The following is a 15147-nucleotide window of genomic DNA, read 5'->3' on the forward strand; positions in this document are numbered from 1 at the left end:
TTACAGTGAGCACTCGGTCTCGTCGCAGGGAATCATCGCGTCGGAGCCCTCGACCTTCGAGAGGAGCTCTACGTCCGCCATCTCCCCGGATTCCGGCTCGACACACTGGCCCATCCACGTCGGGTTGAGCGCCTGGTGGTCGCAGGCCCGGAACTGGTTGGGACCGAGGATGGAGTCCATCTCCAGCCCCTCCAGCGCGTCGATGACGTCGTCGACGTTGGTCGAGCCGGCCTCCTTGATGCCCTCCGCGGTCATCATGATGGACTGGTAGCCGACGCGGGCGAAGTTGTCCGGCGGGGCCTCGGTCTCGTCCATGTTCATGTACGCCTCGACGAACTCGTTGTTCTGCGGGTTGTCGAGGTCGGCGATGTAGCGAACCCCACCGTACAGCCCGTACGCGGCCGGGCCGAGCGCCCCCCGGACGACCTGGAACGTCATCGTCGGGGCCATGATCTCCCTGTCCTCCGTGATGCCAGCCTCGACGGCCTGGGCGGTGAAGTTGATGAGGTCGCCGCCGGTCATGCCGACGATGACGACCTCGGCGTCGGAGTTGTCGATCTCGCTGATGTACGTGTCGAAGTTGGACGACCCGAGCTGGGAGGCGGTCTGTCCGACGATGTTCAGATCCGAGTTCGCCTGCTCCATCCGCCGGGTCACGCGGTTCTGGACCGAGGTCCCGTAGGCGTAGTCGGCGATGTGGAACCAGACGTCGTTCCCGAGGTTGTTGACCGTGTACTCGGAGACCGCCTCGGCGATCTGCGCCGTGTTCGTCTCCGTCCGGAACACGTACTGGTTACACCCGCTCCCCGTGATGGGGACCGCCGCCGCGCCCGGATTGTAGATGACCTCCTCCTGGGCCGCGAACTCGTTCATCGACAGCGCGACCGAGCTGGAGATACAGCCCATGATGAAGTTCGCGTCCTCCTGCTGCACGAGTCGTTCGGCAGCCTGGACGGACGCGGTGTCTTCCGTCTGGCCGTCCGCGTAGACGCCCTCGATCTCGAAGTCGAAATCGTCGTCCTCCTGGAGCGTCTCGATGGCGAGCCGTGCCCCGTACCGCTGTCCGGGCGCGAGACTGCTGTACGCGCCGGACATCGGGCTGACGACGCCATAGGTGACTGTTTCGGAACTGCCACCACCACCACCACCGATGTTGTCGAGACACCCGGCGAGTCCGAGGGCGCTCGCCCCAGCCGTTGCTCGAAGGAAGTTACGACGGGAACCGAATCCACTCGACTCCCCTTTATTACTGGTGCGCTGCTTGCGATTACTGGTACCCCGTGCCATGCATGAACAATTATTAAATAGACCCTAAATCAGTTCGCCCGCACATGTCCGGGGTATTTATGAAGTACAAATCGCTTTTCGATGCCGCAATCCCGATTCCGTCACGGAGAAACGCGAAAATATGACGGGGGGAGTTGTGTCCTCTAGTTTTATGCCCGGTGCCGAGTAGACCGCACGTATGTACAAGCACGTCGCACTGCTCGTGCGGAAGGAGGGGATGAGCCACGACGAGTTCATGGACTACTGGCAGCACAACCACTCGCCGCTGGCGAAGGACATCGAGGGCGTCGTCCGCTACCAGACGGTGTACCCCACCGACCCCGAGCACGCAGAGTTCGACGGCATCGCCGAACTCTACTTCGAGACGCTGGACGACCTGCACGAAGCACTCGGTAGTGAGGGCAGCCGGGACTACGATCCGACGCGCGAAGTCGCCGCGGCAGCCCGCGAGGACGTGAACAACTTCCTCGACATCGACCGTCGACCGCGCTTCATCGGCGAGGAGAAGGTCTGGAAGGACGAGGTCGACGGCGACACCGACGGCCTCTACAAGCACAGCGCGTTCCTCGTGCGCAAGGACGGCATGACTCACGACGAGTTCCGCGACTACTGGGAGAGCAACCACTCGCCGCTGGCGAAGGACATCGAGGGCGTCGTCCGCTACCAGACGGTCTACCCGACCGACCCCGAGAACGCCGAGTTCGACGGCGTCGCAGAGCTCTACTTCGAGACACTGGACGACCTCCACGAAGCGCTCGGCAGCGAAGGTTCGCGCGACTACGACCCGACGAAGGAGATCGCAGCCAAGGCTCGCGCGGACGTCGACAACTTCCTCGCCATCGAGGAGCGCCCCCGGTTCATCGGCCAGGAGAAGCTCCAGAAGAACGACATCGGGGACGTCGAGGGGTACTGAGATGGCCGGGGCGGACTACGAGGCACAGGTCCGGGACGCCTACCCCGAACTCGAACACATCGCGGACGACGAGCTCCGCGAGCAGGTCGTCGAGGCGTGGGTACTGGGACTCGAACGTGGCGGCTGGCATGACATCGCGGACATTCCCTACGCGTGGAACATCCACGAGGTCTCCAACGTCGAGCACGTCCGCGGGGTGACCAAGATCGCCATCGAGTCCGCCGAGATACAGCGCGAGTTCCACGGAGCCGACCCCGACGTGGACGTCGTCGTCGCCGCCTGCCTCCTCCACGACGTCGGTAAAGCCTACGAGTACGTCGACTTCGTCGACGCCGAACTGCTCGACGAGCCCGACCGCGAGCACTACGCCAGCGAGGAGATCCCCCACTCCATCTCCGGCTACGCGCTCGCCCACGAGGTCGGCTGTCCGCTCGACGTGCAGCGGGCCATCCCGCACTTCCTCGGCGAGGTACCGGCGCGCACGATGGAGGCCGAACTCGTCAAGAGCGCCAATTCGGCGTCCTCGAACGCCATCACCCAGTCCGCGATGGGCATCACCCTCAAGGAGTGGGTCGACCAGTACAGCCAGACCCAGGACTGAGACGGACGGCCGACTAGCGCAACAGGGCGGCCACGCCGACCACGACGACGATCACGAGGCCGAACAGGCCGCCACCCAACGGAGTCGTGAGCGCACCGGCCAGCCCGACGAGTCCCGCGGTAGCGGCCCCGGAGACGATGCCCGCGGAGACGGCGGGCGACCGCCCGTCACCGTCCGGCTCCGCGTCCGCCCCCGACCCGTCTCCGTCCGAGGCGATACGTTCCTCGACCGCGTCAAGCCGGTCCGAGAGTGCCGCCAGCTCGTCGACCCGCTCGTCGAGGCCCTCGACACGTTCCTCGAGTTCGCCAGCCTGCTCGGCCAGCTCGTCGTCTCCGGCGTCCTCGACCTCGTCGACGAGCCCGTCCACCCGGTCCTGCACGTCGCCCACCTGTTCCGCGAGCGACTCGTGTGCCGTCGCGTCGACCGACTCCGCCGCGACCGTCTCCACATCGTCGGCGACGGACTCCACCTCGTCGGCGACGGACTCCACCTCGCCAGCCACGGATTCGACGCGGTCGTCCACCCTGTCGGCGTCCGACCGGACGTCCGAGAGCTCCGACTCCACCTCGTCGACGGCCTCGTGCTGGTCGCTCAGCTCGGCCCGGAGCGCGGCGAGGTCTTCGGTGCTCGCCGCGTCGTGGTCGGCGATGTCGTCCACCCGGTCTGCGAGACCGTCGACGCGCCCCGACAGCTCGCCGTGGTCCGAATCGAGCTCGTCGACGCGGTCGTCCACATCCACAACCCGGGATTCGACCGACTGCACGTCGGTCTCGGCTTCGTCGAGTCTGTCGTCGACGCCGGCGACCTGTTCCCGGACCGTCACCAGGTCGTCCCCGACGCCGCTCACCTCGTCCTCGACCTTCTCGACGCGCTCCCCGACGGCAGACACGTCCTCCTCGGCGGTTTCGACGCGCTCGTCGACCGACTGGACGGTGGTGTCGAGGTCGCCGAGGCTGGCCTCGACCCACTCCAGCGAGGTGGTCACCGAGTCGAGGCGGTCGGCGTCGGCCGCGCGGTCGTCGACCGCCTCGACGCGCTCCGAGACGTCGTCTACACGTTCGTCCAGGTCGCCGAATCGGTCGTCCACACGCCCGTCGAGGTCGGCCCTCAGGTCGGCGAGCGACCCGTCCAGGTCGTCGAGTCGGTCAGCGAGGTCGTCCACGCGCTCGCCCTCGGCACTCTCCTCACGCAGGGCGGCCAGGTCCTCGCCCGTCGCATCGAGCGCGTCCTCGACGGCGTCGAGGTCGGCCGTCAGGTCGAGCCGGAGCTCCGCGAGCTCGTCGCCGACGGTGTCGACCTCCGCACCGAGCCCGTCCAGGTCGGCCGCGACCTCGTCGACCCGCGATTCGAGCGCGTCGTGGGTCTCCGTGTCGACAGCACGCTCGTCGAGGGCGTCGAGCCGGTCGGCCAGCGCGGACAGGTCCTCGCCCGCCCCGTCGAGGTCGTCGCGGAGGTCCTCCAGCAGCGAGCCGTTCAGGTTCGTCCGCCGTTCGAGGTCGCCGACCCGGTCGACCGCGTCGTCGATGCTGTCGGTCGCCTCGTCGAGGTCCCCCGAGAGGTCGCCCACGCGGTCGGCCACCGCTTCGAGGTCGGCCGCGGTGGCGGCCGTCTCGTCCAGCGCGGAGAGGTCCGCGGCGACATCGTCCAGCTGGTCGGCCACCGCTTCCAGGTCGGTCGCGAGGGCGGCCTCCCTACGGAGGTCATCGACGCGCCCGGACAGGTCCTCGACCGCGACCTGGACCTCGTCGAGCTCGTCGTCGCGCTGGCCGAGCCGCTCGAACATCTGGTCGATGGCGCGGTTCGCGGAGTCGTTGTCCGAGCTCCGCCCGCCGACACCCCCGTCGGAAGGCGATTTCTCTGCGGGGGTTGTCGACGCTCCGACGGCGGCCGACACCGATGCGGAACCCGTGGTCGACCCTCCGTCGTCCTCGCTTCCGGCGGCGTCAGACCAGGCAACCGCCTCGTAGGCGTCCACGTCGGCCTCCGCAGCGGCGAGCGCCCCGCGGGCCGGGCACGCGACCGGGTCCTCCGCCCGTCGGACCGACGACACGGACACCGGCACGTCGGCGTCGTCGAGCCGGCCGCCGAGGAGGAGTTCGAGGCCCGGCACTGCGCCCTCGCCGGCGAGCACGACCGGCGCGGCGACGCCCGGACGAACGTCGCCCTCGTCGGCTTCGCGCGAGAGCGTGCCGAGCAGATCGGCGACGAGCCCGTCGAACGCCTCGGCGAGCGCGCCCTCGACGCCGCCTGCCGCGGTGTCGGGGCCGAGCGAGAACGCCGAGAGCGCGACCCGGACGTCGCTCTCGCCCGCGTCGGCCGTGTCGGCGGCTCGCTCGACGAGGTCCTCCGTGCCGGTCGGGAGGGAAAAGGCGACGACGGGGACGCCGTAGTAGGAGAGACAGACCGCGGTCGACTCCGGGCGGACGGCCACGCCGAGGCCGGTGTAGCCGTCGTCGTCGGCCGCGCCGTAGAGGGTCGCCAGTCCGGTGTGGATGGGCGTCGCGTCGAAGCCCGCCGATTCGAGCGCGTCGGCGACGGCCTCGCGGTGCGCGTCGGTCGGCAGGTCGGCGTCGACGACCGTGCCCGGCGAGGTGTAGCAGGCACGCCCCCTGTCGTCGGGGGCCACTGAGTCCACGAGCGCCGCCAGCGCCTCGTCCGCGCCGTCGCGGGCGGCGAGCACGTCGCGGGCGAACAGTGGTTCGGCGGTCGCGCGGGTCGCCTCGGCGACGCGTTCCGCATCGTCGCCGACGACCAGGAGGTCGCTGCCGTGCTCGACGTGTGCGAGGTCGTCAACGTCGAGGCCGGCGTCGGCGAGTACGTCCACGTCGACCGTCGCGACGAGCGTCAGCGCGTCGGCGAGTGTCGGGTCGTCCGGGTCGCCCGTGGCGACGCGGAGTCGGTCCGTGCAGAAATCTAGTCCTGTGACCATGTCCGTCTACCCGGGCGGTTGACGGGGGAAGGTATTGGTCGTTGTGACCGAACGAGAAACGAGCGTCGCGGTTCGGCGTTACAGCGGCTCCAGGCCGGCCTCCTCGCGGAGGACGTCGATGTACTTGCGGAAGCCGGATTCGAGGTCGTACTCCACCTCGTAGCCGGTGTCTTCCTGGAACGCGGTCATGTCGAGGCGCTGGGTCCACGGCAGTTCGCCCTCGTCGCTCACCTCGATGTCGGCGTCGGGCACGATCCCCTCGACCGTCGCGGCGGCCTCGCGGATGGACGCGAGCTCGCCGCGGACGTTGTAGACGCGCTGGCTGAGCTCTTCCTCCGGCGTGAAGGCGGCCAGCCGGAACGCCTGTGCGATGTCCTCGACGTGCTGCCAGTCGATCTCCTGGTCGCCGTACTCGACGCTGAAGGATTCGCCGACGGCGGGCTTCTCGATGATGTTCGCCAGGAACGCGCTCCCGCCGGTCTCGCGGTACGGGCCGTAGGCGACCGTCGGTCGGAGGGCGACGTGGTCGACGCCGAACTCCTCGTTGTAGACGCGGGCCTGGTGCTCGTTGTACTCCTTCGTCGCGCCATAGAGCGTATCCGGGTAGACGAGGTCGTCCTCGGTGACCCACCAGTCGCCGCCGTCGTCGTAGTTCGTCGGCGGGGCGTACACCGCGGCGGAGGAGGCCCACGCGACGCGCTCGACCTGGTCGTCGAGTGTTCGGGCGGCCTCGAAGATGTTGTTCGTCCCCTCGATGTTGACCTGCATCGCCGCCCGGGGGTTCGACTCCGCCGTGTTCGTCAGCAATGCGGCCAGGTGGACGATGTGCGTGGTATCCGTCTCGGCGATGGCGTTGACGACGTCCGTCGGGTCGCTCACGTCGCCGCGGCGGATCTCCACGTCGTCGGCGATGCCGAGCTTCTCGAGGATGCGCGGGTCCGTCGACAGGTCGTACGCGACCACGTCGTGCCCGTGTTCGAGCAGGTCCTTCGCGACGTACGAACCGATGAATCCCGTGCCACCGGTGACGAGAACAGTGTTGGCTGCCATGGGTCACGGTTCAGCGAGCGCGCCGAAAAAGGTTCTCGTCGCGGTTCGACCCCGCGTGACGTGGGTGTCGGTACCAAGCGACGTCCTACTCGTGCAGCCCGCCGACCTCGGCGTAGAACGACGACTGGAGCGTCTCCGCCATGTCCGGCTCGCGGTCGATGCGCACGTCGAGCACCGTCGGCACGTCGTTCTCCTTGGCAGCCCCGAGCGTCGGTTCGAGGTCGTCGGGGTCGGTGATGCGGTGCCCCTCTCCGCCGAGTGCCTCCGCCACCTTCACGAAGTCGGTGTCGTGGAACTCGACGCCCGGGATGGAGTCGTCCATCTGCCGGACCATCCCGAGGGAGGTGTCGTTGAGTATCACGAACGTCGGCGCGACGCCGTGGTCGACGGCCGTCTCGACCGCGGTCATCGTCATCGTGAAGCCGCCGTCGCCGGCGACGGCGATGGCGTCCTTCCCGAGCAGGGCGGCGGTGACCGCCGCCGGTGCCGCCCAGCCCATGCCGCCGACGCCCCCGGAGCCGTAGTACGTCTCCGTGTCGGGCGTCTGCAGGTAGTTGAGCAGCCAGAACCGGTTGTTGCCGGAGTCCGCGGTGACCACCGTATCGGAGTCGACGACGCTCTCGATGGCCTTGCACGCCCGCTGGGGCATGATGGGCGTCGCGTCGGACTCGCACTCGGGCACGGCGAAGTCCTCGCGGGCCTCCGCGGCGCGCGCCTTCGCCCAGCCGTTCTCGCTGCCGCCGGCGTCGGCGAGCGCGGCGAGGGACTCGGCTGCGTCGCCGATGAGGCCCACGTCGGCCGGGTAGACCCAGCCGGCGTTCCTGGTGTCGATGTCGGCGTGGACGATGGTCTGCTCGTCCGGGCGGATGAACGAGGCAGCCTGCCAGTTGGTGTCCATCGGGTTCATCCGGCAGCCGACGACCAGGAGCGTGTCGGCCTCGCTGACGACCTGGTTCGCGCCCTCGTGGCCGAACGAGCCGATGACGCCGGATGCGCGCCCGTGGGTCTCCGGGATCGTCGACTTCCCGAGGTACGAGGTCGCGACGACCGCGTCGTACGCGTCGGCGACGGCCTGCAGTTCGTCGTAGGCGTCCGCGGCGTGCACGCCGTTGCCCGAGATGATGACCGGTCGCTCCGCCGATTCGAGGGCCTCGACGGCGTCGGCAAGGTCGTCGTCGGTCGGCTGTGCTTGCCAGTTCCTGACCTGGCGCTCGTCGTCCCAGACCGGCGGGATGGCGTCCTCGGGGAACTCCTCGCTGACGGCGTCGCCGTCGAGGATGACCGCGGTCGGCCCGGGCCGGCCGGCGGTCGCGTGCTTGAACGCCAGCTGGGTCGAACGGACCGTCTCGGTCGGGCTCCGCGGGAACCACCACTCCTTGGTGACACCGTCGAGGATCTTCGGCAGCGCGAGCCCGCCGTAGTCGCCGCGTGACTGCTGGTAGGGCGCGAGTGTGGAGTAGTCCCCGCGCTCGCTGGCCTCCGTGATGGCGACCATCGGTGAGGAGGCGAGCCTGGCCTCCATCTGGCCCATGTTGCCGAGGCTGCCGATCCACGGGCCCTGGCCGGCGAGGACGCCGGGCTGGCCGGTCATGCGGCCGTAGGACTCGGCCATCACGCTCGCCTCGCGCTCGTCGCGTGGACGGACGACCTGTATCTCGTCGTGGTCGGCGAGCGTCTCGAACACCTCGATGACGCGGCCGCCGGGATAGCCGAACACGTACTCGGTGCCGAGGGCGGAGAGCGTCTCGACGACTCGTTCGGCCGTGTTCATGCGTCCCCGTCCATCTGGACGGTCTCGTCGACGTACAGCGTCGGCCCGGCGTCGGGCTTCGCGAAGTTCGCCAGATCGGCCTGGACCTCCTGGCCGACCTCGGACTCGAAGGCGGCCTGCAGGTCGCTCATGTCGTCGAAGTACAGCTCGACGATGCCGTCGTACTCGCTGCGCTCGGGGGCGGTCGGCACGCTCGTCGCGTACTTGTTCGCGTGGGGCAGCTGCTTGGCCAGCGGAACGTGTTCCTCGTACCAGTACTCCACGAACTCCTCGTGTGACAGATCGTCCTGCCTGACGAGGAGGTTGACGAGCTTCACCATAACGGTCGGAACGACGCTCGGGCCTCCCTTGGGTCTACCGGTGGGGGAAACCTGCCGGGGGCGCGTGAGCTTTTGTATCTCGGGGTCTCACTGCAAGCTATGACGGAACTGAAGCGACCGACTGCCCGGACCTGCGAGCGGTGTGGCCGTCAGGAGCGCTGGGACGAAGACGCCGAATCCTGGCGCGTGGCCGACGGCGAGGTTGGCGAACGGTTCTGCATCCACGAGTGGGACATCAACGGCACGTTCAACCCCGTCGCGTAGTAGCCGAACGGGCTGAAATCCCGATTTCAGCTAGCAGAAGACCGTTATGTTCTCCTGTCGTCCGTCCGAGCATGAAGCGACGCGTCCTCCTCGCGACCGTCGGTGCGGCCTCGGCCTCGCTCGCCGGCTGTACCGGAGTGCTGGACGACGATGGCACCGACGTCCCTGCCGACGACGACACCGACGACACGCCGACCGACGGGACGACCCCCGACGACGGGACCACGTCCGGCGGCGTGAACACGCCCCACGACCTCTACCTCGCGAACCTCCGCGAGGAGACACTGCGCATCCACGTGGAACTCGTCCGCAGCGACACCGACGAGACCGTCGTCTCGGGGACCTACGAGCTCGACGACGGTCAGGCCGCCGAGTTCGAGGACGTCGCCGGCTGGGACGGCGAGTACGCGGTGACCGCGACGCTCCCGTCCGACGCCACCGCGACGTACGACTGGCTGACCCAGTCCTGCCCGAACGACGGCCACTCCCGGAACGCGAGCCTCCGCGTCGGCGGCGACGACGGCGACGACGACGGGTTCTCGTTCGTCGTGGACGAGTGCGACGCCATCGTCGCCGGCACGGCCGCGTCGGCGGGACCCGCGGAGCCCTTCAGGGTCGAGGACGGAGACGGCACGACGAGCACCTGACACTCGATCTGCCCACCCCCTGTCGTTTTTGCCCAGGCCCGCGCAGGCACGGGTATGCCGACCGTCTACATCACCGCGCCACCCGATGCGGCAGCGGACCTCGCCAGCCAGCTCGTCGAGGAGCGTCTCGCGGCCTGCGTCAACCGCGTCCGCTGTCGCTCGACGTACCGCTGGGAGGACGAGGTCCACGACGACGACGAGGAGGTACTGCTCGCGAAGACGACCGACGAGGCCTGCGACGAGCTGATGGCGCGCGTCGAGGAGCTGCATCCCTACGACGTGCCGGCGGTCGAGCGGTTCGACGTGGCCGACGCCACGGAACCGTTCGAGGAGTGGCTCGATTCGGCCGTCGAGACCGGAGAGAACTGAGTGTCTACGGCCGCACTGCGGTGGTCGCTTCAACGAGTGCCGTCGCGCGGGACTCGAACAGGGCCGGCACGTCGTCGGTCGCGTCGAGCCGGAGGTCGTAGCCGAGCGCGGGCCGGTCGCCCTCCCACTCCTGCGAGGGGATGAGCACGGGCAGCTCGTAGCGCTGGAGCCGGCCGTCCGCGCGCTTGACCGCCGCCCACGCCTCCTCGGTCGGCGGCTCGACCTCGAACGCCTGCCAGATGGCGTCCTGCACGCGCTCCTCGGCGCGCTTGTAGTTCGGGAGGTGCGTCTTCAGCGGGCCGGGCACGTCCGCGACGTACGCCTCGCTGGCGTCGTGGAGCAGGCCGTAGAGCTGCGTCCGCTCGTCCTCACCGGCGCGGTCCAGTTCGCGGCTGACGTAGAGGGAGTGGAGGGCCACGCTGTAGAAGAACCGCGACTGCCCGGCGGCGCGGCAGACGTTCGCCGTGCCGTGGGCGAGGTCCGCCAGGTCGACGGCCTCGGGGTCGGGGTCGAACGGGCGGAGGGTCCGGCCGGACTGGGTGCTGATCGCTGCGTCTCGTTCGTTCGGAGTGGGGTCTGTTGCCAGTTTCATGTGAGAGTACCAGTTTCCACTCTCTCAAGAGCCACCTTCATATAACACTTGTCAATCACGAAACCGTGATGGGCCTCCGCGGGCGTGTCGTGATAGCGCGACACACCCGGCGTCGAAAGACAATCCTTAAAACTCGCGCACGGATTCGTTCACGCATGGCTGGAACCATCGAAGTGCTCGTTCCGGGTGGCCAGGCCAACCCTGGCCCGCCGCTCGGTCCCGAGCTCGGTCCGACACCCGTCGACGTGCAGGCAGTCGTAAGTCAGATCAACGAGGAGACCGCCGCGTTCGACGGCACGGAAGTGCCCGTCACCGTGGAGTACGACGACGACGGCTCCTTCACCATCGAGGTCGGCGTCCCGCCGACGGCGGAGCTGATCAAGGACGAGGCCGGCTTCGACACCGGCAGCGGCGAACCCCAGGAGAACTTCGTCGCCGACCTCACCGTCGACCAGGTCAAGCAGATCGCCGACCAGAAGCACCCCGACCTGCTCTCGTACGACCTGAAGAACGCCGCGAAGGAGGTCGTCGGCACCTGCACCTCGCTCGGTGTCACCATCGAGGGCGAGAACCCGCGCGAGTTCAAGCAGCGCATCGACGACGGCGAGTACGACGACGTGTTCGCGGCCGAAGCGTCAGCGTAGGCCGCGAATCGGGCGGCACGAGCGTGGCGAGTGACGCCACGCGCCGAGGAAGCCGCAGCGTAGCGCGGCTGCCGAAGCGAACGCTCGAAAAGCCTCACGCTGTTCGTCTTTTCACACTCTCCGCGCACGAACGGCTGCTCCGTGAACCGCGCGCTGGTTCGAGCTCCGAGTCGGTGTTCTGTGCCCCGGCGGTTCGGCTGTAAACTGCCCGGAATCACCGAAAACTGGTTCGACGGCTTTAAGTTTGCACTCCGTCACGGCCTACGTGAGACAGGCTTCGCCTGTTTCACTGACCCGTAGGAGCACTACGCGTACTACGGAGGTGAACGATGGCAGACCAGGATATAGTCACAGCAGTCTCTCGCGCACTCGAGGACGGCCCGCAGCGGAACTTCCGCGAAACGGTCGATCTCGCGATCAACCTGCGCGACCTTGACCTCAACGACCCGTCGAAACGTATCGACGAGTCCGTCGTGTTGCCGTCGGGCACCGGTCAGGAAACCCAGATCGTAGTCTTCGCCGAGGGCGAAACCGCCCTCCGAGCCGAAGACGTCGCCGACGAAGTGTTCGGCGGCGACGGTCTGGCGGACCTGGGCGGTGACGACGACGACGCGAAGGACCTCGCCGACAAAACAGACTTCTTCATCGCAGAGGAGGACATGATGCAGGACGTCGCTCGTCACCTCGGGACCATCCTCGGTCCGCGAGGGAAGATGCCGACACCGCTCGGCCTCGACGAGGACGTCGTGGAGACCGTCAACCGCATGAAGAACACCGTCCAGCTCCGGAGCCGTGACCGGCGGACGTTCCACACCCGTGTCGGTGCAGAGGACATGGATGCGGACCAGATCGCCGACAACATCGACGTCATCATCCGGCGGCTGGAGGCCAACCTCGAGAAGGGGCCCCTCAACATCGACTCCATCTACGTGAAGACCACGATGGGGCCGTCCGTGGAGGTGAGCGCCTGATGAGCGCCGGAGCAGAGCGCAAGACCGAGAACCTTCCGCAGTGGAAGGTCGAGGAGGTCGACGAGCTGGTCGAGATGATCGAGTCCTTCCAGAGCGTCGGCGTCGTCAACGTCGCGGGCATCCCGAGCCGACAGCTGCAGGCGATGCGCGCCGACCTCTACCCGGACACGAAGCTCCGGATGAGCCGGAACACGCTCCTCGAGCGCGCGCTCGACGAGGTCGACGAGGGTATCGAGGGCCTCGCCGAGCACATCGAGGGCCAGGTCGGCCTCATCGGCACGGACGACAACCCGTTCGCGCTGTACAAGGTGCTCGAAGCCTCGAAGACCCCCGCACCCATCAACGCAGGCGAAGTCGCGCCGAACGACATCGTCATTCCCGAGGGCGACACCGGTGTCGACCCCGGGCCGTTCGTGGGCGAACTCCAGCAGGTCGGTGCGGCGGCACGCATCATGGACGGGTCCATCCACGTCACGGAGGACTCGAACGTTCTGAGCGCTGGCGAGGAGGTCTCGGAGGGGCTCGCGAACGTACTGAGCGAACTCGGCATCGAGCCGAAGGAGGTCGGGCTCGACCTGCGCGCCGTCTACTCCGAGGGCGTCATGTTCGACCCGGAGGACCTCGACATCGACATCGAGGCCTACCGCAGCGACGTGGCCACGGCGGCTGCTCGCGCACGGAACCTCTCCGTCAACGCGTCCTACCCGACGACGGCCACCGTGCCGACGCTCATCGCGAAGGCGACGGGCGAGGCGAAGAGCCTCGGCCTGCACGCCTCCGTCGAGAGCCCGGAGCTCGTGGACGACCTCGTCCGCAAGGCCGACGGGCAGGTCCGCGCGCTCGCGGCGGCGTTCGACGACCCCGAGGCGCTTCCGGAGGAGCTGCAGGACATCGACGTGCCTGCGGCCACCGAGGAGGCGGAGACCGAAGCCGAAGACGAATCGGACGACGACCAAGACACCACCGAGGAAGCTGACGCCGACGACGCCGACGAAGACGACGGCGACGACGAGGACGGCGCGGCAGGCCTCGGAAACATGTTCGGATAATTACAATGGAGTACGTTTACGCAGCACTCATCCTGAACGAATCGGGCGAAGAGATCAACGAAGAGAACCTCACCGCAGTGCTCGACGCAGCGGGCGTCGACGTCGAGGAGTCGCGCGTCAAGGCGCTCGTCGCAGCGCTCGAGGACGTCGACATCGACGAGGCCGTCTCGGAGGCGGCCGCAGTCCCCGCCGGCGGCGCAGCCGCGGGCGGCGCTGCCCCGGCTGACGAGGGCGGCGACGAGGGTGGCGACGAGGACGAGGAGGAAGAGGTCTCCGACGTGCCGGACACGACGGACGACGACGATGACGACGACGACGTCTCCGACGAGGGTGCCGAGGGTCTCGGCGGCCTCTTCGGCTGAACGTCACGCCACACCAATCGAGCTTTCTTTCGACGCAGCCGAACGGGAGCGAGGGCTGTCGCGATCGCCCCACGCTGACGTTCATATAGGAGCACGGCTCCAGACTCGGCGATGGAGCCGTCCCTCTCGGCAGGCGCGGTCGTTCCGACCGCACCGCTCGCCACTGCCGACGCCCTCGCCGACGTGCGCCTGCTGGCGTACGTCTTTGCCGGGGTCTGCCTCGGCACGGCGAGCGGGCTGACGCCGGGGCTGCACGCCAACAACTTCGCGCTGGTGCTGGCAGCGGTAGCGCCGTCGGTTCCGGCACCCCCTTCCTGCGTCGTCGCGGCGATGCTCGCCGCAGGCGTGGTCCACACCTTCCTCGACGTGGTTCCGGCGCTCGCGCTCGGGGTCCCCGACGCGGCGATGGCGGCGTCGGCGCTGCCGGGACATCGCCTCGTCCTCGGCGGCCGGGGCCGGGAGGCACTCCGACTGTCCGCACTCGGGAGCGGAACCGCGCTCGTGCTGGCGGTCCCGCTCGCGCTCCCCCTGACCGAATTTATGACCGCCGTGTACCCCACACTGCTCGCGCACCTCTCACTGGTGCTCGCGGGGGTCGTGGTCCTGACACTCGCCGTCGAGCCATCGTGGTGGCCACGTCTGGCGGGGGTCGTCGTCCTCTGCCTCTCGGGCGCGCTCGGGGCGGTCGCGCTCCCGATAGAGCCGGGTGCCCCGCTCCCGGCGAGCGTGCTCACACCGCTGTTCGCGGGCCTGTTCGGCGCGCCGGTGCTGCTCGACGCGATGGACGGCGGTGGCGTCCCGACGCAGGCCGATCCACGGCTGCTCGTCGACCGACGCTCGGTCGGCGTCGCGGCCGGGACGGGCGCACTCGCCGGCGGAGCCGTGGGGTATCTGCCCGGCGTGTCGAGCGCCATCGCGGCGACGGCCGCGCTCGCGGGCCTCCCGTCGGACACCGGCGACCGGGGGTACGTCGTCGCGACCAGCGGTGTCAACACGGCGAACGGCGTCTTCGCGCTGTTCGCCCTCGTCGCGCTGGGCTCTCCCAGAACCGGCGTGCTGGTGGCCGTCGACCGGGTGGGCGGCATCCCGTCGCTCCCGGTCGCGCTGGCGGCGGTCGTCGTCGCTGGGGCAGCGGGGGCCGTACTCGTCGTCACGGTCGGCGACCGCTACCTGACCGTCGTCGGACGGCTCGACCCGCGTCGGCTCGCAGTCGCCGCACTCGGCCTGCTCGTAGTGCTCTCGGTGGCGTTCGCGGGCCTCGTCGGCGTGGTGCTGTTCGCCGCTGCGACCCTCGTCGGACTGGTGCCCGTTCGGCTCCGCACGCGCCGGGTGTACTGCATGGGCGTGCTCCTCGTGCCGCTGGCAGTGTAGGGTCGAA

16 protein-coding genes are annotated in these 15147 nt (G+C 68.7%); 10 read left to right on the forward strand and 6 right to left on the reverse strand.

Annotation, left to right across the window (positions count from 1 at the left end):
• The gene (locus NOW55_RS05365) at positions 1 to 1287 is read right to left on the reverse strand and encodes an ABC transporter substrate-binding protein (protein WP_256399056.1); all 1287 of its coding nucleotides are present in this window, start codon (positions 1285 to 1287) and stop codon (positions 1 to 3) included.
• Positions 1288 to 1465: 178 nt separating this feature from the next.
• Between NOW55_RS05365 and NOW55_RS05370 the strand changes: the two genes are divergently transcribed.
• Both NOW55_RS05370 and NOW55_RS05375 read left to right on the forward strand, forming a co-directional pair.
• Positions 1466 to 2200 carry an EthD domain-containing protein gene (locus NOW55_RS05370; protein WP_256399057.1) on the forward strand — a complete coding sequence of 245 codons (735 nt, stop codon included), beginning with the start codon at positions 1466 to 1468 and terminating at the stop codon, positions 2198 to 2200.
• Position 2201: 1 nt separating this feature from the next.
• On the forward strand, positions 2202 to 2801 hold the full coding sequence (locus NOW55_RS05375; RefSeq protein WP_256399058.1) for an HD domain-containing protein: 600 nt from the start codon (positions 2202 to 2204) through the stop codon (positions 2799 to 2801).
• Between the two features lie 13 nt (positions 2802 to 2814).
• Here the strand turns inward: NOW55_RS05375 and NOW55_RS05380 are convergent, their stop codons facing one another.
• From NOW55_RS05380 to NOW55_RS05395, 4 genes are all read right to left on the reverse strand, one after another.
• Complete coding sequence (locus tag NOW55_RS05380) at positions 2815 to 5730, reverse strand: disk-shape morphogenesis protein volactin (protein ID WP_256399059.1); 2916 nt, start codon at positions 5728 to 5730, stop codon at positions 2815 to 2817.
• A gap of 78 nt (positions 5731 to 5808) precedes the next feature.
• Positions 5809 to 6780 (reverse strand): NAD-dependent epimerase/dehydratase family protein, encoded by a 972-nt coding sequence (locus tag NOW55_RS05385; RefSeq protein ID WP_256399060.1) that lies wholly within the window; start codon positions 6778 to 6780, stop codon positions 5809 to 5811.
• Between the two features lie 85 nt (positions 6781 to 6865).
• A complete protein-coding gene (locus NOW55_RS05390; RefSeq protein WP_256399061.1) occupies positions 6866 to 8551 on the reverse strand; it encodes a thiamine pyrophosphate-binding protein in 1686 nt (561 codons plus the stop codon).
• Positions 8548 to 8871 (reverse strand): EthD family reductase, encoded by a 324-nt coding sequence (locus NOW55_RS05395; RefSeq protein ID WP_256399062.1) that lies wholly within the window; start codon positions 8869 to 8871, stop codon positions 8548 to 8550. Before NOW55_RS05395 ends, NOW55_RS05390 begins: the two co-directional genes overlap by 4 nt.
• A gap of 99 nt (positions 8872 to 8970) precedes the next feature.
• Here NOW55_RS05395 and NOW55_RS05400 point away from each other — a divergent pair, with 99 nt between their 5' ends.
• The 3 genes from NOW55_RS05400 to cutA all read left to right on the forward strand — a co-directional run bounded on the left by NOW55_RS05400 (position 8971) and on the right by cutA (position 10151).
• Positions 8971 to 9135, forward strand: coding sequence for an HEWD family protein (locus NOW55_RS05400; RefSeq protein ID WP_256399063.1), 165 nt, complete (start codon positions 8971 to 8973; stop codon positions 9133 to 9135).
• 71 nt (positions 9136 to 9206) lie between these two features.
• Positions 9207 to 9782 carry an Ig-like domain-containing protein gene (locus tag NOW55_RS05405; protein ID WP_256399065.1) on the forward strand — a complete coding sequence of 192 codons (576 nt, stop codon included), beginning with the start codon at positions 9207 to 9209 and terminating at the stop codon, positions 9780 to 9782.
• A 54-nt stretch (positions 9783 to 9836) separates the two neighbouring features.
• Positions 9837 to 10151 (forward strand): divalent-cation tolerance protein CutA, encoded by a 315-nt coding sequence (gene cutA / locus NOW55_RS05410; protein ID WP_256399066.1) that lies wholly within the window; start codon positions 9837 to 9839, stop codon positions 10149 to 10151.
• Between the two features lie 4 nt (positions 10152 to 10155).
• Here the strand turns inward: cutA and NOW55_RS05415 are convergent, their stop codons facing one another.
• Positions 10156 to 10743 (reverse strand): hypothetical protein, encoded by a 588-nt coding sequence (locus NOW55_RS05415; protein WP_256399067.1) that lies wholly within the window; start codon positions 10741 to 10743, stop codon positions 10156 to 10158.
• A 155-nt stretch (positions 10744 to 10898) separates the two neighbouring features.
• Here NOW55_RS05415 and NOW55_RS05420 point away from each other — a divergent pair, with 155 nt between their 5' ends.
• From NOW55_RS05420 to NOW55_RS05440, 5 genes are all read left to right on the forward strand, one after another.
• A complete protein-coding gene (locus tag NOW55_RS05420) occupies positions 10899 to 11387 on the forward strand; it encodes a 50S ribosomal protein L11 (RefSeq protein WP_256399068.1) in 489 nt (162 codons plus the stop codon).
• Between the two features lie 329 nt (positions 11388 to 11716).
• The gene (locus NOW55_RS05425) at positions 11717 to 12358 is read left to right on the forward strand and encodes a 50S ribosomal protein L1 (protein WP_256399069.1); all 642 of its coding nucleotides are present in this window, start codon (positions 11717 to 11719) and stop codon (positions 12356 to 12358) included.
• On the forward strand, positions 12358 to 13407 hold the full coding sequence (locus NOW55_RS05430) for a 50S ribosomal protein L10 (protein WP_256399070.1): 1050 nt from the start codon (positions 12358 to 12360) through the stop codon (positions 13405 to 13407). The genes NOW55_RS05425 and NOW55_RS05430 overlap by 1 nt, the downstream gene beginning before the upstream one ends.
• A gap of 5 nt (positions 13408 to 13412) precedes the next feature.
• The gene (gene rpl12p, locus NOW55_RS05435) at positions 13413 to 13769 is read left to right on the forward strand and encodes a 50S ribosomal protein P1 (RefSeq protein WP_256399071.1); all 357 of its coding nucleotides are present in this window, start codon (positions 13413 to 13415) and stop codon (positions 13767 to 13769) included.
• Between the two features lie 111 nt (positions 13770 to 13880).
• Positions 13881 to 15140 carry a tripartite tricarboxylate transporter permease gene (locus tag NOW55_RS05440; protein ID WP_256399072.1) on the forward strand — a complete coding sequence of 420 codons (1260 nt, stop codon included), beginning with the start codon at positions 13881 to 13883 and terminating at the stop codon, positions 15138 to 15140.
• The last annotated feature ends 7 nt before the right edge of the window (positions 15141 to 15147 follow it).

The sequence above is a fragment of the Haloarchaeobius litoreus genome (assembly GCF_024495425.1).
Taxonomy (GTDB): domain Archaea; phylum Halobacteriota; class Halobacteria; order Halobacteriales; family Natrialbaceae; genus Haloarchaeobius; species Haloarchaeobius litoreus.